This window comes from Pseudarthrobacter sp. C1 (assembly GCF_034720455.1).
Lineage (GTDB): Bacteria > Actinomycetota > Actinomycetes > Actinomycetales > Micrococcaceae > Arthrobacter.
In genome coordinates, this window is record NZ_JAYESK010000003.1 from 137,967 (window position 1) to 158,897 (window position 20,931).

General features: G+C 67.4%; 19 protein-coding genes. 12 read left to right on the forward strand and 7 right to left on the reverse strand.

Features of this window, described 5'->3' with window-relative positions; translation table 11 throughout:
- Positions 1-2 precede the first annotated feature (2 nt).
- The 4 genes from U7114_RS05790 (at position 3) to U7114_RS05805 (ending at position 6,930) form a co-directional block, all read left to right on the forward strand.
- Positions 3-2,066, forward strand: a complete 2,064-nt coding sequence (locus U7114_RS05790; protein ID WP_321214334.1) for a LuxR C-terminal-related transcriptional regulator — start codon at positions 3-5, stop codon at positions 2,064-2,066.
- A gap of 163 nt (positions 2,067-2,229) precedes the next feature.
- Complete coding sequence (locus U7114_RS05795; protein ID WP_323056753.1) at positions 2,230-3,348, forward strand: IniB N-terminal domain-containing protein; 1,119 nt, start codon at positions 2,230-2,232, stop codon at positions 3,346-3,348.
- Between the two features lie 109 nt (positions 3,349-3,457).
- A complete protein-coding gene (locus U7114_RS05800) occupies positions 3,458-5,404 on the forward strand; it encodes a dynamin family protein (RefSeq protein ID WP_323056754.1) in 1,947 nt (648 codons plus the stop codon).
- Positions 5,401-6,930, forward strand: coding sequence for a dynamin family protein (locus tag U7114_RS05805; protein ID WP_323056755.1), 1,530 nt, complete (start codon positions 5,401-5,403; stop codon positions 6,928-6,930). Before U7114_RS05800 ends, U7114_RS05805 begins: the two co-directional genes overlap by 4 nt.
- Here the strand turns inward: U7114_RS05805 and U7114_RS05810 are convergent.
- Both U7114_RS05810 and U7114_RS05815 read right to left on the reverse strand, forming a co-directional pair.
- Positions 6,919-7,527 carry a hypothetical protein gene (locus U7114_RS05810; protein WP_323056756.1) on the reverse strand — a complete coding sequence of 203 codons (609 nt, stop codon included), beginning with the start codon at positions 7,525-7,527 and terminating at the stop codon, positions 6,919-6,921. The two genes, U7114_RS05805 and U7114_RS05810, sit on opposite strands and share 12 nt — an antisense overlap.
- 12 nt (positions 7,528-7,539) lie before the next feature.
- Entirely contained in the window at positions 7,540-7,932 is a 393-nt protein-coding gene (locus U7114_RS05815; protein ID WP_157241258.1) for a PLD nuclease N-terminal domain-containing protein, read from the reverse strand.
- A gap of 62 nt (positions 7,933-7,994) precedes the next feature.
- On the opposite strand from U7114_RS05815, the gene U7114_RS05820 reads away from it, so the two are divergent.
- Positions 7,995-8,306 (forward strand): DUF4229 domain-containing protein, encoded by a 312-nt coding sequence (locus tag U7114_RS05820; protein ID WP_321214329.1) that lies wholly within the window; start codon positions 7,995-7,997, stop codon positions 8,304-8,306.
- 2 nt (positions 8,307-8,308) lie between these two features.
- Here U7114_RS05820 and U7114_RS05825 read toward each other — a convergent pair whose 3' ends face one another.
- The 5 genes from U7114_RS05825 to U7114_RS05845 all read right to left on the reverse strand — a co-directional run bounded on the left by U7114_RS05825 (position 8,309) and on the right by U7114_RS05845 (position 12,683).
- On the reverse strand, positions 8,309-9,190 hold the full coding sequence (locus U7114_RS05825) for a 1,4-dihydroxy-2-naphthoate polyprenyltransferase (RefSeq protein WP_104998946.1): 882 nt from the start codon (positions 9,188-9,190) through the stop codon (positions 8,309-8,311).
- A 67-nt stretch (positions 9,191-9,257) separates the two neighbouring features.
- Positions 9,258-10,436, reverse strand: coding sequence for an AMP-binding protein (locus U7114_RS05830; RefSeq protein ID WP_323056757.1), 1,179 nt, complete (start codon positions 10,434-10,436; stop codon positions 9,258-9,260).
- 13 nt (positions 10,437-10,449) lie between these two features.
- A complete protein-coding gene (locus U7114_RS05835; RefSeq protein ID WP_321214327.1) occupies positions 10,450-11,418 on the reverse strand; it encodes a 1,4-dihydroxy-2-naphthoyl-CoA synthase in 969 nt (322 codons plus the stop codon).
- Positions 11,419-11,440: 22 nt separating this feature from the next.
- Positions 11,441-11,881 carry a VOC family protein gene (locus U7114_RS05840; RefSeq protein WP_157241262.1) on the reverse strand — a complete coding sequence of 147 codons (441 nt, stop codon included), beginning with the start codon at positions 11,879-11,881 and terminating at the stop codon, positions 11,441-11,443.
- Between the two features lie 40 nt (positions 11,882-11,921).
- A complete protein-coding gene (locus U7114_RS05845) occupies positions 11,922-12,683 on the reverse strand; it encodes a CPBP family intramembrane glutamic endopeptidase (protein WP_157241264.1) in 762 nt (253 codons plus the stop codon).
- Positions 12,684-12,929: 246 nt separating this feature from the next.
- Here U7114_RS05845 and U7114_RS05850 point away from each other — a divergent pair, with 246 nt between their 5' ends.
- The 7 genes from U7114_RS05850 (at position 12,930) to U7114_RS05880 (ending at position 20,866) form a co-directional block, all read left to right on the forward strand.
- Positions 12,930-13,904, forward strand: a complete 975-nt coding sequence (locus tag U7114_RS05850; protein WP_323056758.1) for a metal ABC transporter substrate-binding protein — start codon at positions 12,930-12,932, stop codon at positions 13,902-13,904.
- The gene (locus tag U7114_RS05855) at positions 13,901-14,644 is read left to right on the forward strand and encodes a metal ABC transporter ATP-binding protein (protein ID WP_323056759.1); all 744 of its coding nucleotides are present in this window, start codon (positions 13,901-13,903) and stop codon (positions 14,642-14,644) included. Before U7114_RS05850 ends, U7114_RS05855 begins: the two co-directional genes overlap by 4 nt.
- 3 nt (positions 14,645-14,647) lie before the next feature.
- Entirely contained in the window at positions 14,648-15,517 is an 870-nt protein-coding gene (locus U7114_RS05860) for a metal ABC transporter permease (protein WP_321214323.1), read from the forward strand.
- Between the two features lie 161 nt (positions 15,518-15,678).
- Positions 15,679-17,388 (forward strand): ABC-F family ATP-binding cassette domain-containing protein, encoded by a 1,710-nt coding sequence (locus tag U7114_RS05865; protein WP_323056760.1) that lies wholly within the window; start codon positions 15,679-15,681, stop codon positions 17,386-17,388.
- A gap of 258 nt (positions 17,389-17,646) precedes the next feature.
- Positions 17,647-17,994: a molybdopterin oxidoreductase gene (locus U7114_RS05870; protein ID WP_321214321.1), complete on the forward strand. Its 348-nt coding sequence runs from the start codon at positions 17,647-17,649 to the stop codon at positions 17,992-17,994.
- 20 nt (positions 17,995-18,014) lie between these two features.
- A complete protein-coding gene (gene nirB, locus U7114_RS05875) occupies positions 18,015-20,534 on the forward strand; it encodes a nitrite reductase large subunit NirB (RefSeq protein ID WP_323057000.1) in 2,520 nt (839 codons plus the stop codon).
- Positions 20,531-20,866 carry a Rieske (2Fe-2S) protein gene (locus tag U7114_RS05880; protein ID WP_323056761.1) on the forward strand — a complete coding sequence of 112 codons (336 nt, stop codon included), beginning with the start codon at positions 20,531-20,533 and terminating at the stop codon, positions 20,864-20,866. The genes nirB and U7114_RS05880 overlap by 4 nt, the downstream gene beginning before the upstream one ends.
- Positions 20,867-20,931 lie beyond the last annotated feature (65 nt).

The window sequence follows — 20,931 nt, forward strand, 5'->3', positions numbered from 1 at the left end:
GCATGACCGGGAATGAGATCCGGCCGGTGACCCTGTTGCCCGAGCTGAACCACCACGTGCAGGAGCCCGGTGCCGCAGAACAGATGGCCGGGCAGCTCAAAGGCGAGAACGCTGCTATGCGTGAATTGCTGCTGGCCCTTTCCGTCGGCTTCGTCCTGCCTGGACCACTGCCAGCGGACCTGCAGCGCAGACTTGACACTGGCGACGTGCAAAGCCTTGGCGCCCTTGTGGAACGGGCAGAAGCTGCAGGACTCCTGACGGCGGACGGGACCGTGGCGGGGCCGGCGCAGCAAGCCCTGCTTGCCGTCGTCCCCGCCGCCAAGGTGCATGCGCTTCAGCGCGAGCTCGTTACGGTGTACGCCAGGGACGGCGTGCCCCTCGGCGACGTCGCCCGCGAACTGGCGCGCGGAGGCCTGGCAGATTCCCGCGTGGCGGCTGAACTGGAGCATGCGGCCGACAAGGCTCTTGACCATGATCCTGCGCTGGCGTCCCAACTCTATGGGGAAGCCCTGCTGGCAGGGGCCGACGAAGCAGCGACCGCCGCCCGCCGCGCGCAGGCCGCAGCAGCGAACGGCGACCTGGACGCAGCTACGCGGATCATCGACTCGCTGCTCGTGTGCGACGATCCGCCGGACGTGCGCCGGGGCGTGGACGTGGCCGCAGCAGTCTGGGCCCAGCGAGGCATGCTGGCGCGGGCAGCGGACGTGTACAGCTGGCTGGGTGCCAGCCGGATTGGACCATCAGCCCCCCTCGCGGCAGTGGCCATGATCGGGTGCGGCAACCGGGCCGGCGCGGAAGCACTTTTCCAGCCGGCCGCGCCGCCCGCTTCTCCCACCCTCCTGGCTGCCACGCTGGTCGAGACAGGGAAGGGCATCTACGGATCAGTAAGCGCGGACCCGCAGCAGGCACTCCCTGTGCTGATCCATGCCTCGGACATGTTCAATGCGGCAAACGCGGCGCTTCCCCTTCCGGAGACGCCGGCCGCAATGGCTGCCCTCCTGGCACTGCACAGCGGAGAGCCGCGGCTGGCGGAAACCGTGTGCCGGTCTGCCACCGCTGCCGGCCAGGGCGGCAATGCCGCGAAGCCCAGGCTTTTCCTGCTTCAGGCGTGGTCTGCCATGCAGCAGGACAAACTCGAGGATGCCCGGCTCGCGATCAACGAGGCCTCCAAAGCGAACCACTGGCCGCTCGTGCCTAGGGACGAGTTCCTGCGCGCAGCCCTGGAAGTTGGCCTGGCCAGGCGGAACGGCGACGTGCCGGAACTCATCATGGCGTGGGAGCGGGCCCGGGAAGCCATGCTGCACACGTCCGTGGACCTCTACAGCCTCCTGCCATGGGGCGAGCTCATGATCACGGCCGCCCGCCTCAGGGAGACCCGGCGGGTGGCGCACTACCTCACCGAAGCGTGGCAGCTTCTTGACCGGCTGGGCGATCCGCCGCTGTGGGCCGTTCCCTTCCACTGGGCGGCGGTCCAGGCAGCGTTGCTGAGCGAAGACCCCGCGGGCCTCGCGCCCCATGCGGCGGCGCTGGCACGGGCGGCGCGTGACAGCCACCTCGCCGCGGTGCTTGCCGCAGCGGGCAAAGCCTGGGTGTCGGTCCTGGCCGGGAGGATGACGCCCGCCGATGTGGAGGCCGCTGCCCGGGGCCTGGGCAGGGTGGGCATGCCCTGGGAGGGCGCCAGGCTGGCCGGGCATGCAGCGGCGCGGGCAGAGGAGCGTAAGGACATGGTGCGGCTGCTGTCCTGTGCCAGGGACCTGCATCCCCAGGTGAGCCCGGCAGTCAACGGCTCATCCGGCCCCGCGGCCCGCAGCACCCCTGCCGCCGCTGAGGCGGCCGGCAGCCTGCAGCCGGACGGTCCGGGGCTGAGCGAAAGGGAAAAGGAAGTGGCCCGCCTGGTGCTCGAGGGCAAGACGTACCGCGAGATCGGCGAGGCCATCTACATCTCCCCGCGGACCGCTGAACACCACATCGCCAGGATGCGCCGCCGCCTTGGCGCTGAAAACCGCTCCGACCTGCTGGCCCGGCTCCGCCTAGCCTTGGGCCCCGAGGACCCTATGCAGGAATAACCCCTAACGCCCTAACGGCACGGGGCCCGATTCCCCGGCGGAAAGCCATCCGGTAGGGGGAATCGGCCCGATGCCCGGTCCTTGGCCCGAACCATACGTTTGATGCAAGCCCGGTTACGACGCCGAGCGATCCGCAACTCAGAGAAGATTGAGGACAAATCAAATGACGCTCGCAAACGACCTCGTCCAGTTCCTGATGCACCTCTTCGGCAACCGCCAGGCCGCACAGGACTTCCTGGACAATCCCGAGAAGGTTCTGGAAGACCACGGCTTCGGTGAAGTCTGCTCCGCAGATGTGGATGCCGCAATGCCGGTAGTCCTGGACTACGCACCAGTCACCACCTCCCGGTTCGACCGCGAGTACAACACCGGCGGCAACACGTCCTGGACCGGCCACATCGGCGGTGGCGGCGGGGGCGCGGGCGGCACCGGACACACTCCTCCTGCAGGTGGCGGAAGCGGCGGCGGACACCACGACCACGATGACCACGCCCACGCAGTCCAGCAGCTCCACCACGTGGTGAACAATTACTCCTACACCTCAACGGTGGATGACCGGGACAACATCGTTGACCAGTCCGTCAACCAGAACATCTGGGCCGAGGGCGACGTTGAGCAGTGGTTCGACAATGACTCCGTCATCGCCTCGGGGGACCGCTCCGTCGCAGCCGGCGACGACGCATACGTCCGGGACTCCAACAACATCAGCGATTCCAACAACACGGACAATTCCGCGGACAACTCCACGGACAACTCGGTCCACGCCGGCGGCGACGTCAACATCGGCAACGAGAAGACGGACATCGACGACTCCTTCAACACAGACCTGGATGTTGACGTGGCTGATTCGTTCAACGACAACTCGGACAACTCCGTGAACCACGATATGGATGTCGCCGTCGAGGATTCCTTCAACGACAACTCCGACAACTCCGACAGCTCGGACAACAGCGTGGACAACACGGACAACTCCACGGACGTTGCCATTGAAGATTCCTTCAACGAAGACAGCTCCACCAACACCGACGTGGACGTCGCACTGGAGGATTCGTTCAACGACAACTCCACCACGGAGACCAACACCACCGAGGTTGCGATCGAGGACTCGTTCCAGGACAACTCCACCGCGGAGACCAACACCACCGAGGTTGCGATCGAGGACTCGTTCCAGGACAACTCCGAGACCGAGATGACCCACACCGAGGACAACTCCACCAACACCGACGTGTACGTGGAAGACATCGAGGTCAACACGGCCATAGACGATTCAGTCGCCGGCTAGGCGGCCCCGGGGGCAGCGGAAGTGCCCGGCAGGAGGTTTCTCCCTCCTGCCGGGCTTTTCGGGGCTCACCCCCCGTTCCATTTCCGAGAATTGAGGCAAAGGACAGACCGTGGCAGAAGCAGGAACGGCAGGACAGCCAACGCCGGCAAGCGCGGGGCAGCTCATCAAGCTGGTGGAGCAAGGCCTTCAGCTGGTGGGCACGGGGGACAGGGCGGATCTCCGCAAACGCCTGCACCAAACCCTGGCAAGGCTGAAGGACCCGAGCATCCGGGTGATCGTCGTCGGCGAATTCAAGCAAGGCAAGAGCAAGCTAATCAATGCCCTGGTCAATGCCCCTGTGTGCCCGGTGGATGACGACATCGCCACCTCCGTCCCCACGGTGGTCCGCTACGGCGATCCCGCCTCGGCGAGCATCCTGGTGCCAAAAGACGGCACGGACGCCCCGGACGAATCCAACGTGGAGCGGCAGCCAGTCAACATTGCCGAACTTGCCGCCTTCGTTTCAGAACGCGGCAACCCTGGCAACAGCAAGAAACTGGTGGCCGCCGAGGTCTGCCTTCCCCGCAGGATACTGACCGGCGGACTCACCGTTATCGACTCCCCGGGCGCTGGCGGCATGGGATCCTCACACACCCTGACCACCCTCACCGCACTGCCCACAGCGGATGCCATGCTGCTGGTCAGCGACGCCTCGCAGGAATACACCGAACCGGAACTGCGCTTCCTCCGGCAGGCCATGCGGATCACCCCCAGTGTGGTGGGGGTCCTGTCCAAGACCGACCTCTACCCGGAATGGCGTCGCGTCGAGGAGCTGGACCGGGCCCACCTGGCCCAGGTTGCACCGGACATCCCGCTCTACCCCGTCTCCTCCGACCTGCGCCTGGAGGCCTCCCGGCTGCAGGATGCCGAGCTCAACGCCGAATCCGGCTTCCCGGGGCTGATCACGCACCTCCGGAACGAGATCCTGGGCAAGGCGCAGCGCCTCCAGCGGCGTTCGGTGAGCCAGGACCTGCTGTCAGTTACGGAAAACCTGCGGCTCTCGCTGCAGTCCGAGCTTGAAGCCCTCGAGAACCCGCAGGGTACGCCCCAGATGATCGCGGGGCTGGAGCTGGCCAAGGCCGAGGCGGACGACCTGCGGAAACGCTCCGCGCGGTGGCAGATCACCCTCAACGACGGCATCAGCGACCTGATCGCGGACATGGAATACGACCTCCGGGACCGGCTGCGGCGGATCCAGCGGGAAGCCGAGACAGCCATAGACCAGGGCGACCCGGGACCCACGTGGCCGCAGTTCTCCAAGTGGCTCGAGGAATGCGCGGCGGCCGCCATTTCGGACACGTTCGTATGGACCAGTGAACGGGCCCAGTGGCTGGCGGCCCAGGTGGCAGAACACTTCGCCGCCGATGAAGTCACCCTGCCGGTGTTCCGCGTCTCCGACACCGGGGATGCCCTGGACCCCGTGGACGAAATGCCAACGCTCGACGACGGACGCATCAAGCCGGTGCAGAAGGTCCTGATCGGCATGCGCGGATCCTACGGCGGTGTCCTGATGTTTGGCCTCCTGACGGGGATCTTTGGGATGGCTTTGATCAATCCCCTCTCCGTGGGGGCCGGACTGTTGCTGGGACGCAAGGCATTCCGGGAAGACCAGGAAGCGCGGCTCAAGCGCCGGCAGGCCGAAGCCAAGGCGCTGGTACGGCGCCAGCTGGACGATGTCACGTTCCAGGTAGGCAAGCAGCTGAAGGACCGGCTGCGGCTGGTTCAGCGCTCCATCCGTGACCACTTCACGGAGATCGCGGACGAGCACCACCGTTCGCTGACGGACTCTGTAGCGGCAGCGCAACAGGCAGCCACCACATACGCCCTCGAAAAGGACGCCCGCATCCGGGAGATCAAGGCGGAGCTTAAGAAGGTTGACGCGGTGTCCCGCGCCGCCGCAGCTGTTGCCGCAGAGGTATCTGCGGCAACGCCCCGCCAGGCGGGCGGAGGCCAGGACACTGCCCGGCCTTCAGCCGGCCGGCCGGCGGGGGCTTCAACCGTGGCGGCCGTGGGATGAAGAACCCTACGATGGCCGGTGCCAAGGAGCTGGTTGCCGCCGCCCTGGAAGTGTACGGGGATGATCCTGCTGCCTCCGACGCGCTCAAGGGCTATGGGCGCAGGCTGTCCGAGCCCCTGCGGATCGCCATCGCCGGAATGGTGAAAGCCGGAAAGTCCACGCTGCTGAACGCGATTATCGGGGAAGAGATAGCTCCCACGGATACCGGCGAATGCACCCGGATCATCACGTGGTACCGGCACGGGCACACGCCCCGCATCACGCTATACCCGGGGCAGGGCGAACCCAGGAGCCTGCCCCTCAAACGCGTGGACGGGCGGCTGGTGTTCGTCCTGGGAGACGTGCGGGCGGAGGACGTGGAGCGCCTGGACGTCCAGTGGCCCGCGCCGGGCCTGAAAGACATGACGCTGATCGATACCCCCGGCATAGCCTCGCTCTCGGGGGACATATCTGCACGGTCCACCAGCTTCCTGACCCCCTTGGATACCCCGTCGGAGGCTGATGCCATCATCTACCTGATGCGGCACATGCACGCCTCGGACCTAAGGTTCCTGGAATCCTTTGCCGACACCGCCGTGGGCCGCTCAGGCACCGTGAATGCCATTGCCGTCCTGTCCCGGGCCGACGAGGTGGGCGCAGGACGGATCGATTCCCTCCTGTCCGCCGGAGACATCGCCGAAAGGTACCGCCGCGACCACAACCTGAGGAAGCTGGCGCTGGGTGTGGTACCCGTTGCCGGCCTCCTGGCGCAAAGTGCCCGGACCATGCGCCAGCCGGACTTCCGCGCGCTTGAACTGCTGGCCGGCATGGACCGCGCGGCCAGGGAAAAGATGATGCTCTCGGCGGACCGGTTCCTCCGCGCAACGGATCCGGAAGGCATGACGGCTGAGGCCAGGGCCTCGCTGCTGGAGAGATACGGCCTTTTTGGCATCCGCCTGGCGGTGGTCCTGCTCCGGAATGGATTCGACCAGCCAACGCCACTGGCCCACGAGCTTGCCCGGCGCAGCGGCCTGGACCCGCTGCTGGAGACGGTGGGCCGGCAGTTCCAGGCACGGGCAGATGCGTTGAAGGCCCGGACAGCCTTGGCGGGGGTGGAAGCCCTGCTCCGCGCTTCTCCCCGCAAGGGGACCGAGCACCTCGCCGAGGCCCTGGAGAAGCTGCAGGCCAACGCCCATGAGTTCCGGGAACTGCGGCTGTTGTCGACGCTGCGGACCACCGGCGTCGGACTGAACCCCGAGTTTGCCGCCGAAGCAGAGGCACTCATCGGGGGCCTGGGTGCTGCCTCCCATGTACGGCTCGGGCTGGGCCCGGATGCCACCCCCGAACAGTTGGCTGACGAGGCACGGCGTTTGCTGTCCCGCTGGCGTGCACTGGCGGAGAACCCGCTGACGGACCGGGCGGCCCAGGACGCCTGCCGGGTGGTGATCCGCAGCTGCGAAGGCATCGTGGCGGAATGTTCAGTGCGCGAATTCCAGCGTCAGCTCGCCCAACACTCGTCGCGCCAGGCCAAACCGTTACCAGCCTGACCTGAGCCAGGCGGCAGCGGACGGGAAGAAGAACAGGACGAGCCCGATGAATGCCAGCAGGATCTCGATGCCCCAGAGGATGGCCACATAGCTGCCGGCGTCGCCCGGGGGCACCAGGAACGTGGCCGTCACCACCATGACCAGCACGTGCCCCGCCAGCAGCGGGACCAGTGCCAACCGGGCCCAGCCCTGCCGGCCTGCCACCACGCCGAGCATTGCCGCCTCGAGGAGCATTACCAGCAGCAGCGCACCGATGCTTCCCCAAAAGACGATGGCGGTGGCCGTGGTTATGGCGGTCTCGTCGCCGCCGGGAGCCGTTTCCTGCACCACGCTTCGCAGCCGTTCCAAGTGGGAGTCCCGGGTAAGGAAGGAGCCCACCAGGACCGCCAACCCGGCCACGAAGCTGAACAGCCAGAGGTTCCTGGCCACCCGGACGCTCCCCGGTGCCGGCGGGACCACCACGATCGGTGCCGGGGACGAATAGGACAGCCCGGGCCGCGGAGGCGGCGCGGGCTGTGTGCGGGGTGCCCCGTCTGGCGGCGACGCTGCACCGGCAGGGTTCCGCAGCCGGTCTTCTCCGTCAGCGTCGCGGGCCATCAGACTGGTCCCCTACTTCAGTCCGTCGGTGTCGTGTTCGTCGGTCTCGTGCTTGTCTTTCCCGCCGTCGTCGGTCTTTGCCTTGGCGTCCAGCTCATCCTTGAGCTTCTTCAGGCGTGCGGCCTCGGCTTCCTGCCGGCGGCGCACCTCCAGGTTGCGGAGGAAGTCCGGATCGTCGTCCGGGGCGGTGGGGTGGCTGTAGTTCTGGCGCTGCGGGGGAGCGCCGCGCGGCCGGCCGATCAGGAGCCAGAGGACCGCCCCGATCACCGGCAGGACGATCATGACCACGATCCAGGCAGGTTTGGAGATCCCGCGGGTGAGGCGCGCGTCGGTGCGGATCACGTCGACGAGCCCGTACACGAAGATGGCGAGGACTGCGACGGCCAAAACCACACGGAGGAGCATGCCATTAAGTCTATCGTCAGGAGGCGCAGGGGCCGTGGGCGGGAGGCGGCTAAACTTGAATAGTGGCCTTTTTGAAATATTCCCTGATCCGCCTGGCGCTGTTCGCACCCCTGTTCGTGCTTTTCACCTTCCTGGGCCTGGGCGCCCTGATGTCCGTCATCTGCGCGGCCCTGATTGCCTTCGCCGTGAGCTACCTGTTCTTCCAGAAGCAGCGGGACGAAGCAGCGGCAGCACTGCAGCACCGTTTCTCCGGCAAGGCCAAACCGCTGCGTTCGGCCGGCGAGGTCCAGGACGCCCGCGCCGAGGACGCCCTCCTGGACGCCAACCCGGACGTGGCCATCAGCAACGACGCCAAGGACCGCAAGCGGGCTTAGGACTAGAACCCGTGGCTGAGGACCAGGCCCAGTGAGAACAGCAGGCTGTAGCCGAGGTTGATCAGGCCGGTCTGCTTCAGGACCGGGATCAGGCTCTTGCGCTTGCGGCCGTTGATCATCAGCCATGCCGGCATCAGGCAGGCCGGAATCAGCAGCAGCACAATCAGCATCCACGGCCGGCCGGGAGCCAGGATGACCACCAGCAGGATGGCCACGGCCAGCATCAGCACGTAGCTTTCCCGGGCGTGCTTGTCGCCCAGCCGGACCGCCAGGGTCTTCTTGCCGGCCTGCATGTCCGTGGGAATGTCCCGGACGTTGTTGGCCATGAGCAGCGCGGTGGCGATGAGGCCGGTGCCGATCGCGCCGATGATGGAGGGCAGGTTGATCTGCCCGGCCTGGGTGTAGGTGGTGCCCAGGGTTGCCACCAGTCCGAAGAACACAAACACGAAAACATCGCCCAGGCCCATGTAGCCGTAGGGGTTCTTGCCTCCGGTGTAACCCCAGGCGGCCATGACGCAGCCCAGTCCCACCAGGATGAGCCACCAGCTCTGGGTGATCACCACCAGGACCAGCCCGAAGACCATGGCTGCGGCGAACGCGCCGAAGGCGGCCCGCTTGACGTGCTCCGGGCTTGCCGCCCCTGATCCCACAAGCCGCAGCGGGCCCACCCGGTCATCGTCGGTGCCGCGGATGCCGTCCGAGTAGTCGTTGGCGAAGTTCACGCCCACCTGCAGCAGGAGTGCCACGAGCGCCGCGAGGATGGCGTTGAACAGGAGGAACGAATCCATCTCGTAGGCGGCGGCGGAGCCGATCAGCACCGGCGCAATCGCGGCGGGCAGCGTCCGGAGTCGGGCGCCTTGGATCCATTGAGCGGCTGTAGCCACGGTCAGTACCTCGTGTGTGGTTGGGGAGGGCGGCAGGCGGGGGCCTGCCGGATGGTGCAGGTCTACTTTACTTTCCCTCGTGGAGGGCATTCAGTTCGGCAGTCATGGCCAGCCGGTCCGGCTTGCCGTTGGGCAGCAGCGGCAGCGAGGATGCGGCCAGGACCGTTTTGGGTGCCAGGATCCCCAATGTCCGGCGCCATTCCTGCTGAAGCACGACGGCGTGGTCCCGGCTGGGCAGGGCGTCGCCGGCTTCGACGCCCCGTGCGGACTCTGCCAGCGCCACGTAGGCGGCCACGGCCTGGCCCCATTCCGCGGAGGGCACGCCCGCCACGAAAGCCGCCGCGACGCCGTCGGACTTCACCAGCTCGTCCTGGACATGCGCCGCGGAAACCTTCATGCCCCCGGTGATGATCACGTCGTCCGCGCGGCCCAGGACGGTCAGGCGGCCGTCCTCGCCGATGCGGCCCAGGTCGCTGGTGCGGTACCAGCGCACGCCGTCCTCCTCGAAGAACGTCTCGGTGCTTTCAGGGGCCTCAAGGTACCCGGCAGCGATGGTGTCACCGCCGAGCAGGATCCGGCCGTCCCCCTCAACCCGGAGGGACACTCCCTCCAGGGGGAAGCCGTCGTAGACGCACCCGCCGGACGTCTCGGCGGAGCCGTAGGTGGTGATGACCCGGACGCCGGCGTCGCGGGCGGCGGCCAGCAGTGAGGCGGGGGCCGGGGCGCCGCCCAGCAGGACGGCGTTGAAGCGGCGGAGCACGGCCAGGGTTTCCGGAGACGGTTCGTCGAGGAGGCGCTGGAGCTGGGTGGGAACCAGGGAGGTGAACCTGATCCTGTCCGTCAGTTCCAGAGCAGCCTCGGTGAATGCTTCGGGCGTGAAACCCCGGGACATGTCCATGACCCACGGGCGGGTGCCGGCGAACAGGGAACGGACCAGGACCTGGATGCCCGCCACGTACTCCACCGGAAGGGCCAGGAGCCACTGGCCTTCGCCATTGAGCGCCAGAGCCGTAGCCATGGAGGAGGCAGCCAGGGATTCCACCGTCAACACCGTCGCCTTGGGGGCGCCGGTGGAGCCGGACGTGCGCACCACGGCCACCGCGTCATCGCAGCCGGGAGTTTCCACATGTCCCACCAGCAGGGCGCCGTCGCTCCCGACGGAGAGTTCGACGGCGGGGCCCTCGCCGTGGAGGGCGGCCGCGAGGGCCTTGAGGGCGGGCTCTACATTGAGTGGGCCGCTGTTCATATGCCGCTCCTGGCTAGAAGTAGTACGGGAAGGAGGACCAGTCGGGTTCGCGTTTTTGCAGGAAGGCTTCCTTGCCCTCCACCGCCTCGTCCGTCATGTACGCCAGCCGCGTGGCCTCGCCGGCGAACACCTGCTGGCCGGCCAGGCCGTCGTCGGCAAGGTTGAAGGCGAACTTGAGCATGCGGATGGCCTGCGGCGACTGCCGGGCAATATCAGCTGCGTACTCCAAGGCAACCTCTTCCAGGCGTTCGTGGTCCACGGCCTCGTTCACCGCACCCATCCGCACCATGTCCCCGGCGGAATATTCGCGGGCCAGGAAGAAGATCTCGCGCGCTGCCTTCTGCCCGATCTGCCGTGCGAGCAGGGCGGAGCCGTAGCCGGCGTCGAAGCTGCCCACGGTGGCATCCGTCTGCTTGAACTTGCCGTGCTGGCGGGAGGCGATGGTCAGGTCCGCCACGACGTGCAGCGAGTGCCCGCCGCCGGCCGCCCAGCCGTTGACGACGGCGATGACCACCTTCGGCATGGTCCGCATCAGCCGCTGGACTTCCAGGATGTGCAGCCTGCCGGCGCGGGCGGGGTCGATGGTTTCCTGCGACTCGCCGTCTGCTGTGTCTTGTACTACGTACCGATAGCCGTCCCGGCCCCGGATCCGCTGGTCCCCGCCGGAGCAGAAGGAGTGGCCGCCGTCCTTGGGGGAGGGGCCGTTGCCGGTGAGCAGCACGGTGGCAACGTCCGGGGTCATGCGGGCGTGGTCCATGGCACGGTAGAGCTCGTCGACAGTGCCGGGCCGGAACGCGTTCCGCACTTCCGGCCGGTTGAAGGCGATCCGCACCGCGGGCAGGTCACGCACCCACCCGCCGTCGGAATCCCTTTCCACCTGCCGGTGGTACGTCATGTCCTGGAAGTCCTCGAAACCGGCCACGGTCCGCCAGCGGATGGGGTCGAAGACGTCTGACACTTGGGCGGGAATCTGTTTGCTCACCGTCCAAGTCTAGTAATCGGCCTTAGCTGATGCAGAACTCGTTGCCTTCCGGATCTGCCATGGTGTGCCAGGAATGCGGACCCTGGCTGGCGGTCCAGAGGAAAGTGGCGCCCCTGGCCTCAAGCTCCCGACGGACCTCATCCTTGTCCCGGCCGGCCAGGTTCACGTCCCAGTGCACGCGGTTCTTCACGGTTTTCCCCTCGGGTGCCGTCTGGAAGAGGACACGCCTTGCGGGTTGTTTGGACTCCAGTTCCTCCGGCGGCCGGATGGCGCAGCCCTCACGCCAGACCAGGTTGCCCCGGTGCGTCATGGTCTGGTCCTCCGTGGCGAAGCCCTGCTCGATCATCGAGCGGATGAACGCCGCGTCCTGGGGCTCCACGGACCACTGCAGGGTTTCAGCCCACCAGTCCGCGAGCTCGTGCGGCTTGCTGCAATCGACGACGATCTGGATGTTCAGTCCCATCCCACCAAGGTACGGGGAGTCGATGGAGCCGCGGTAGGGCCTACGGCTGCACCTGCTGGAGCTGTTCGAAGACCTCCGGCGGGATGGCATAGATGAACACCACGGCCAGCAGGTTCTTCGCAGCATGGACGAAGTAGGAAAACATCAGGTTCTTCCCTGTCCAGACGTACACGAAGACCAGGGTGGCGCCCATGGCCAGGTAGGGGAGCAGGGCAGCCAGGGTGATGGCTTCCCGGCCCACGATGTGCATGGCGGCGAACAGGACCACCGAAACGGCGCAGCAGATCCAGATGTTCACCCGCCGGCTCAGCTTGCCTATGAGCAGGTGGCGGAAGATGTACTCCTCCACGAACGGTCCCACCACTACCACCAGCGGAACCATGAGCCAGGCCGGCACCTGCTGCATCAGTTCCTGCAGGCCCGCCTGGTTCTCTGACGTCTGTGCCTCGCCGCCGGCGGCCACCACGATGGCGGTCAGGATCAGCATGGCAATCACCGCGGCGGGCACCATCATGAGCGTGAACCACGGGCGCGTGGCGAGGACCTTCAGGTCGCGGCCCACCACCTTCCGGGCCGCCAGCAGCGCCAGGATGCCCACCGTGGCGTAAAAAAGCAGGTTCGCCGCGTAGGAAGCCGCCGCCGGGGAAGGAGCAACCTGCCGCAGGAACGGGGCCAGGAGTTCCCCCGCCACGGCGAAGAACCCGGCGATGGCCACGTACACAATCAGGGTTGCCCCGTCCAACGGCGAGAAGCGGTACAGCTGCGGCTGCGGAGCAGGGGGTATTCGGTGGGCGGTCGCCATGGCTTCAGCCTATCCCCCAACTAGGTAGCGCTAAGTGTCGTTCTGGGGCTCCAAAACGACACTTAGCGCTACCGAGTTGGGGGAGAGGCGGTCGCCATGGCGACCGCCTCTCCCCCAACTCGGTAGCGCTAAGTGTCGTTCTGGGGCTCCAAAACGACACTTAGCGCTACCTAGTTGGGCGGGAACGGGGGGGAGGTGGGCCGGCCGCGTTGCTGGGGGAAACGCGCGTCCCCTAGAATATTCGGTATGCCTAAATTTACGTTTCGGTGCGCCAAAGAAGCTGCCCCGACCGGTGCCCGCAGGACCGTGCGCTTCAGGGCGGCGGCCGCTGCCGCCGTCGTGCTTTCCCTTGTGCTGACCGCCTGCGGCGGCGGGGCTTCGGGGAACGGGGACAGCAAGCCCGTGGTGCTGACCACGTTCACGGTGCTGGCGGACATCGCCCGGAACGTCGCGGGGGACAAGCTCACCGTGGAATCCATCACAAAGGCCGGCGCGGAAATCCACGGCTACGAACCCACTCCCGGCGACATCCGGAAAGCCTCCAAGGCCGACCTCATCCTGGACAACGGCCTGAACCTGGAAGCCTGGTTCGCGCAGTTCGTGGACGGGCTGGATGTGCCCCACGCCGTGGTGAGCGAGGGCGTTGAGCCGATGCCCATCAGCGAGGACTCCTACCAGGGCAAGCCCAACCCGCACGCCTGGATGTCACCGGTGAACGTCCAGGCCTACGTGGACAACATGGTGCGGGCCTTCAGCGACCTTGACCCCGGCAACGCCGCTGCCTTCAAAGCCAACGGGGACGCCTACAAAGCCGAACTCCAGGCCGTGCAGGACCAGATGACCACCAGCCTTGCCGCGGTTCCGGAAGCCCAGCGGGCCCTGGTGACCTGCGAAGGCGCGTTCTCCTACCTGGCCCGCGACACCGGGCTCAAGGAGGTGTACATCTGGGCCGTGAACGCCGAACAGCAGGCCACGCCCCAGCAGATCACCCGCGCCATCGAGTACGTGAAGGCCAACAAAGTCCCGGCCGTCTTCTGCGAATCCACGGTTTCCAACGCCCCCATGCAGCAGGTGGTGGAAGCCACGGGCGCACGGTTCGGCGGCACCCTGTACGTGGACTCCCTTTCCGAAGCGGACGGGCCCGTCCCCACCTACCTGGACCTGATCAGGCACGACGCCGACATCATCACCAAAGCACTCACAGCAGGGGTGGGGCAATGACCTCCCCGGCCATCCAGGTGGACAACGTCACCGTCCACTACGGCGAAGTCCTGGCACTCGACTCGGCGTCCCTGTCCCTTGACCCGGCGCGGATCTGCGGCCTGGTGGGCATGAACGGCTCCGGGAAGTCCACGCTGTTCAAGGTGATCATGGGCATGATCAAGCCCGACGCCGGCACGGTGCGGATCGGAGGAGAGCCACCTTCCAAGGCGCGCAGGGAAGGGGGCATCGGCTATGTGCCGCAAAGCGAGGAAGTGGACTGGCAGTTCCCGCTCTCCGTGCGCGACGTGGTGATGATGGGCCGCTACGGCCACCAGGGCTTCACCCGCCGGGCCTCGAAGGGCGACCGGGCTGCCGTGGACGAGGCATTGGACCGGGTGGAACTGGGGGAGTACGCCGGGCGGCAGATCGGCCAACTCTCCGGCGGGCAGAAGAAGCGTGCCTTTGTTGCCCGCGGGATAGCGCAGGGTGCCACCACCATGCTGCTGGACGAACCATTCGCCGGCGTGGACAAGAGGTCGGAAGCCACCATCACCAGGCTCCTGCGCGAGCTCGCCGCGGACGGCTGCACCATCCTGGTCTCCACCCACGACCTGCACGCGCTCCCGCAGCTCTGCGACGAAGCCGTGCTGCTGATGCACCGGGTCCTCATGCACGGCCCGCCGCAGGTGGTGCTGCAGCCCGAAAACCTGGCCATGGCGTTCGGCCTGGACGTGCTCAACCGGGAAGGGCGGAGCTGACCCGTGGAACTCCTCCTCGAACCCCTCAGCTACGACTTCATGGTCCGGGCCATCGTCACCACGGCGCTCGCCGCCGTCGTCTGCGCCGTCCTCAGCTGCTGGCTGGTGCTGATCGGCTGGTCCCTCATGGGCGACGCAGTCTCCCACGCGGTGCTGCCCGGCGTCGTCCTGGCCTACATTGTGGGCGCCCCCTTCGCGCTCGGCGCTCTGGTGTTCGCCCTGATCGCCGTGACCCTGATCGGGGTGGTCCGCAATACCAGCCGGGTGAAGGAAGACGCGGCGATCGGCATCGTGTTCTCCTCGCTGTTCGCCCTTGGCCTGGTGCTGATTTCCGTGACGCCCAGCCAGACGGACCTGAACCACATCATCTTCGGCAACCTGCTGGGCGTCAGCATTCCGGACCTCATCCAGGTGCTGGTGCTGGGCGTGGTGGCTTTCGCCATCCTGATCCTCAAGCGCCGCGACCTCACGCTCTACGCCTTCGATCCCACGCATGCGCACGCCATCGGACTGTCCCCGCGGAGGCTCGGCGCGCTGCTGCTGGGCCTCCTGGCCCTGACATCGGTGGTGGCGCTGCAGACCGTGGGCGTTGTCCTGGTGGTGGCCATGCTCATCATCCCCGGCGCCACGGCCTACCTGCTCACGGACCGGTTCTCCCGGATGCTGGTGATCGCCCCGGTGGTCTCGGCGCTCTGTTCGATCACCGGCATCTACGTCAGCTACTACCTGGACACGGCCTCGGGCGCCATGGTGGTGCTGACCCAGGGAGTGGTGTTCGCCGTCGTCTACCTTTTCAGCCCGCGCCAGGGCCTGATCGGCACCCGCCTGGCGAAGGCCCGGCGCAGGAAGGCGGCGGCCCTCGCTGCAGCTTGACTCGTGGCTTCACCCGGGGCAGTCTGGAGCGATGAAGTCCTGACCAGCAGCCCCGGCCCTGCGCCAGGCTGTTCTCCCAAACCAAGGCCGCCGTCGAGCGCTGGATGAAACGTCCCGTTCAGCTCCGGCGGCCACACTGCGGAAATTTGCGAGGACTTCCCTTGACTGAACACCTTAACCTTTCGGACGTTTCCCATGGCTATGGCGACCGCCGGCTGCTGGACCGCATCAGCCTGGTGATTACGGCCGGCGAGCACGTTGCCGTGGTGGGCGAAAACGGTGCCGGCAAATCCACCCTGCTCCGGATCCTGGCCGGCCTCGAAGCGCCTGACGAAGGCGCCGTGGTGATCCAAGGCAGGGTGGGCTACCTGGCCCAGACCCATGGCCTGCCCGAGTCCTTCACCGTGGGCGCCGCCGTCGACGCTTCCCTTGCCTCGCTGCGTGCCCTCGAAGCGGAGCTTGACCGGCTGGAGGCCAACCTCGCCGACGCCGGGGACGACGAACTGGATACCTACGGCCGGCTGCAGACGGAGTACCAGCTGCGCGAAGGCTACGCCGCGGAACACCGGGTGGAGGCTGCCCTGGACCGGCTGGGCCTGGGCGGCCTGGACCGGAACCGGGTGCTGGGATCCCTGTCCGGCGGGGAACAGGAACGCGTGGCCTTGGCCTGTGTCCTGGCCGATCCGGCGGACATCCTGCTCCTGGACGAACCCACCAACCATCTGGACGCCCGCGGAACCGCCTGGCTGGAGGACCGGCTGGCGGCCCACCGCGGCACGGTGGTGGTGGTGTCCCACGACCGCGTGCTCCTCCGCAAGGTGGCGGCCACCATCATCGAAGTGGATGCCGAGCGCCGCGCCGTGACCCGTTACGGCAACGGCTACGACGGCTACCTCCGGGAGAAGGCAGCCGAACGCGCGCGCTGGGTCCAGCAGTACCACACCTGGATTGATGCAATGGAGTCCGAAAAGCGGCAGGCAGAAACTGTTGCCGGGACCATGGGCTACGGCCGCAAGCGCGACGGCGACAAGATGGGCTTCGACTTCAAGGCCGGCACCTGGCAGAAGGCCGCCAGCAGCCAGGTCCGGAACGCCCAGGAGCGGCTGCGCCGGCTCGAAGCCAGCCCCGTGGACCGGCCGCCGGTACCCCTGCGGCTGAACGTCGATCTGGCCGCGGACTCAGGTGCTGCGCCTTCCGGGGCAGCGCAGGAGGGTGCGCCGGTGCTGGCACTGCGCGGGGTGAGCGTGCCCGGCAGGCTGGAAACCACAGACTTCCAGGCGGGCGCCGGCGAGAAGATCCTGATCACCGGGCCCAACGGCGCGGGCAAGTCCACGCTGCTCTCCATCCTTGCCGGAACCCTGGAACCAGCTGCCGGCTCCGTCACCCGGCCCGAACGCGTCGGCTACCTGCAGCAGGAACTGGAGCTGCCGCAACGGCCCGCCTTGCGCCTGCTGCCGGCCTTCGCCGCGGGCCTCGGCGGCAACATCGACGAGCACGCCGAGGCCCTCCTCCGCCTCGGCCTCTTCCGCACCAGCGAGTTCCACGTGCCCGTCGGCAGCCTGTCCGCCGGCCAGCAACGAAGGCTGGCCCTGGCCCGGCTGCTGTTGGGCGGCTACGGCACCCTGGTGGTGGACGAGCCGACCAACCACTTGGCGCCCGTGCTGGTGGAACAGCTGGAGGCGGCGCTGGCGGACTTTGCCGGGACCCTGGTGATGGTCAGCCATGACAGGGCGCTTCGGGAGTGGTTCGCGGCGTGCGCGCGGCGGAGCCGTGGTGGGGCCGGCGCCCCGGAAGGCGCCCGGGCCGGGAACACCGCCGTCGGACGTTGGACCCGGTATTCCATGGACAAGGGCGTGCTCGCACCGGTTTAGGGGATTGCCTGGGGCAGGCTTAGGGCGATCCCGACCGGGATGCGTCACTTTTGGCCCCGCAGCGGCGCAGTTGGTCCGGATTGGCGGGGTTTCCTCCCGCCTGGCAGGGCATAAGTCACGCATTTGGGGCATCAGCCTGGCCTGGGAACCGGTGAGATTCGCGTAAAGCAGTCTTTACCGGGGGACCGGCGGCCGGAAACATCGGCGGCGGAAAATGGGGCCCATGCCCGTCTTTCCGCCGGCCGAAAGGATCTGTCCGTGATCGCCAAGAACCTTTTCCTGCAAGGCATCTACCACTTCCAGGGCGTGGGCCTGGAGAAGCCCGTCCCGCTGCACAGCGAGCTCTCGCACTATGTCCCGGACGGCGTGATCAACCAGGCGCTGTACTTCCGCGGCGGCAACTCGAGCAGTGAGCTGATCGCCGTCGTGCTCATGCGCAACGGGGTTCCCATGCGCTACTTCCCCATCGGCGCCAAGAGCGAGGTCCATGTTCCGCTGCGCGTGGTGGAGGACATCGACGGCGGCTCGGTGATCGAGCTGTACCTGGCGGCTCCGGAGGGCCTCCACGGGTCCGTGGTGATCGACCTGGGGATGGTGGAACACTGATGGGCAGCGTGGCGGAGCAGATGCAAGCCGGGGCCCAGGCCAGGCCGCGCTCCCGGTCCGGCGGCCGGGACAGCCGGCGGCGCCTCGTGGTCATCGGCAACGGCATGGCCGGCGCCCGGGCCGTGGAGGAGATCCTGGCCCGGGGCGGTGCGGAGCAATTCAGCATCACCATGTTCGGGGACGAGCCGTACGGAAACTACAACCGGATCATGCTCAGCCACGTCCTTTCGGGTGAGGAGAGCGACGCGGACATCTTCCTCAACCCCCTGTCCTGGTACCAGGACAACGGCATCACGCTGCACGCGGGCGTCCGGGCCGACCGGATCGACCGGTTCGCCAAGCACGTGTTTTCCAGCGACGGCCGGGTGACGCCCTACGACACGCTGATTATCGCCACGGGAAGCCGCTCCCACCTTCCTCCCATGGACGGCCTCTACACACCCGGCGGGTCGGTGAAGCAGGGCGTCTTCGGCTTCCGCACCATCGACGACACCCGCAAAATGGCGGCGCATGCACAGCAGGAACATCACCGGCACGCCGTGGTGATCGGCGGGGGCCTGCTGGGGCTGGAGGCCGCTGCCGGGCTGCGCAGCTTCGGGCTGGGCGTGGACGTGGTCCACTCCGGCGGCCACCTGATGAGCGCACAGATGGGGCCCGACGGCGGTGCGGTGCTCCGCCGGAGCGTAGAGGCACTGGGCATCGGGGTACTGACCGGCGGCCGGACCACGGCCGTCCTTGGCAGGGACAGGGTGACCGGCGTCAGCCTCCGCGGCCGGCCGGACATCGGGTGCGACATGGTGGTGGTGGCGGCCGGGATCCGTCCCAACGTGGACCTGGCTGTCCTCAGCGGGCTCCCGGTGGAGCGGGCCATTGTGGTGGATGACAGCCTGCGGGTCCAGGACGAGGACGACATCTACGCGGTGGGGGAGTGCGTCCAGCACCGCGGCGAGGTGTACGGGCTGGTGGCCCCGCTGTGGGAGCAGGCGGTGGTGCTGGCCAACCATGTGACGGGCACGGACACCGGCTCCGCGTACCTGGGCTCGCGCACGGCCACCAAACTCAAGGTGGCCGGCGTCGAAGTGGCCTCCATGGGCCTGCACGGGCCGGAACTTGAGACGGACGAACACATCGTCTTTTCGGAACCCAGCCGCGGGGTCTTCAAGTCCATCGTGGTCCGGGACAACAAGATGGTGGGCGCCACGCTCCTGGGCGACAGCCGCAAGGTGGCGTACCTGACCCAGGCGTTCGACCGCGGGCTGCCGCTGCCCGAGGAACGGCTCGGGCTGATGTTCGATCTAGGCACGCCCGGGGAGGAGACCGGGGTTGCCGAGCTCGACGACGAGGCACAGGTCTGCAACTGCAACGGCGTCAGCAAGAAGGACCTGGTGGGGGCGGTGAAGGGCGGCTGCAGCTCGGTATCCGGGGCCATTGACGCCACCCGTGCCGGCAAAGGGTGCGGCTCCTGCAAGCTCCTGGTCAGACAGGTGGTGGAGTGGGCGGCGGACGGGGCCGTGGAGGAGGACCCGGCTGCCGCTTACTACGTCCCCGGCGTTCCCCTGGACAAGCAGGCTCTGATGGCAGAAATCCGGGCCCGCGGCCTGCGGTCGGTTTCGGCGGTGTTCCAGGCGCTGGCTCCGGGCGGCGCCGAGGACGCAAAGTCCAAGATGGGGCTCGCCTCGCTGCTCAAGATGATGCTGGGCGACCGGTACATCGACGAACGCGACGCCCGCTTCATCAACGACCGCGTCCACGCCAACATCCAGCGGGACGGCACCTTTTCCGTGGTGCCCCAGATGAAGGGCGGCGTGACGTCGGTCCAGCAGCTGCGCCGGATCGCTGACGTGGCGGAGAAGCACAACGTCCCGCTGATCAAGCTCACCGGAGGGCAGCGCATCGACCTGCTGGGGATCCGCAAGGAGGACCTGCCGCAGGTCTGGGCGGACCTGGACATGCCCTCCGGCTATGCCTACGGCAAGAGCTTCCGGACGGTGAAGACGTGCGTGGGAAAGGACTTTTGCCGCTACGGCACCGGTGACTCCACCAAGCTGGGGATCGAGATCGAATCCCGCTTCCAGGGCCTTGAGGCGCCCGCCAAACTGAAGCTCGCGGTCTCGGGCTGTCCCCGGAACTGCGCCGAATCGCTGGTGAAGGATGTGGGCGTGGTGGCAGTGGAGGGCGGCCGCTGGGAGATCTACGTGGGCGGAGCCGCCGGTGCCCACATCCGCAAGGGAGACCTGCTGGCCACCGTGGACGATCCGGACGAGGTGAAAGTCCTCACCGGCCGGTTCATGCAGTACTACCGGGAACAGGCCAACTGGCTGGAACGGACCTACGCCTTCGTCCCGCGGGTGGGCATCGAGCACCTGCGGGCCGTGATCGTGGAGGATTCGGAGGGGATCGCGGGCCGGCTGGACGAGGCGATGCAGGCCTCCGTGGACAGCTACGTTGACCCGTGGCGGGAACGCGATGACCCGCAAACGCCCGGGCAGTTCAGGACGTCGCTGCCCCTGACCGTCCTCCCGCAGGTGCCGGTCCGATGAGCAGTACCGGAACACATGCCAACGCCCACGTCCTGGGCCCGGTGGACCAGATTCCGCTGGGCGAGGGGCGGGCCTTCGGGGTCGGCGGCGAGCAGGTGGCCGTCTTCCGGCTGCGGGACGGTTCACTGCGGGCGGTCTCCGGCGTCTGTCCCCACCGCGGCGGGCCGGTTGCGGACGGCACCGTGGACCGGCAGGTGGTCATTTGTCCGCTGCACCAGCACGCTTTTGACCTCACCTCCGGATGCTCCACTACCGGTGCGGAACCCCTGCGGACCTACCGGATTTCCCTGGACGGGGAGCAGAATATGGTGCTTGAGACGGCCGCTGTGTAGCGCGCGTCACGTAGCACCCCTCAGCGTCTTGTAGGATGGACGAGCCGCGCGAAGCTTCGGCTTTA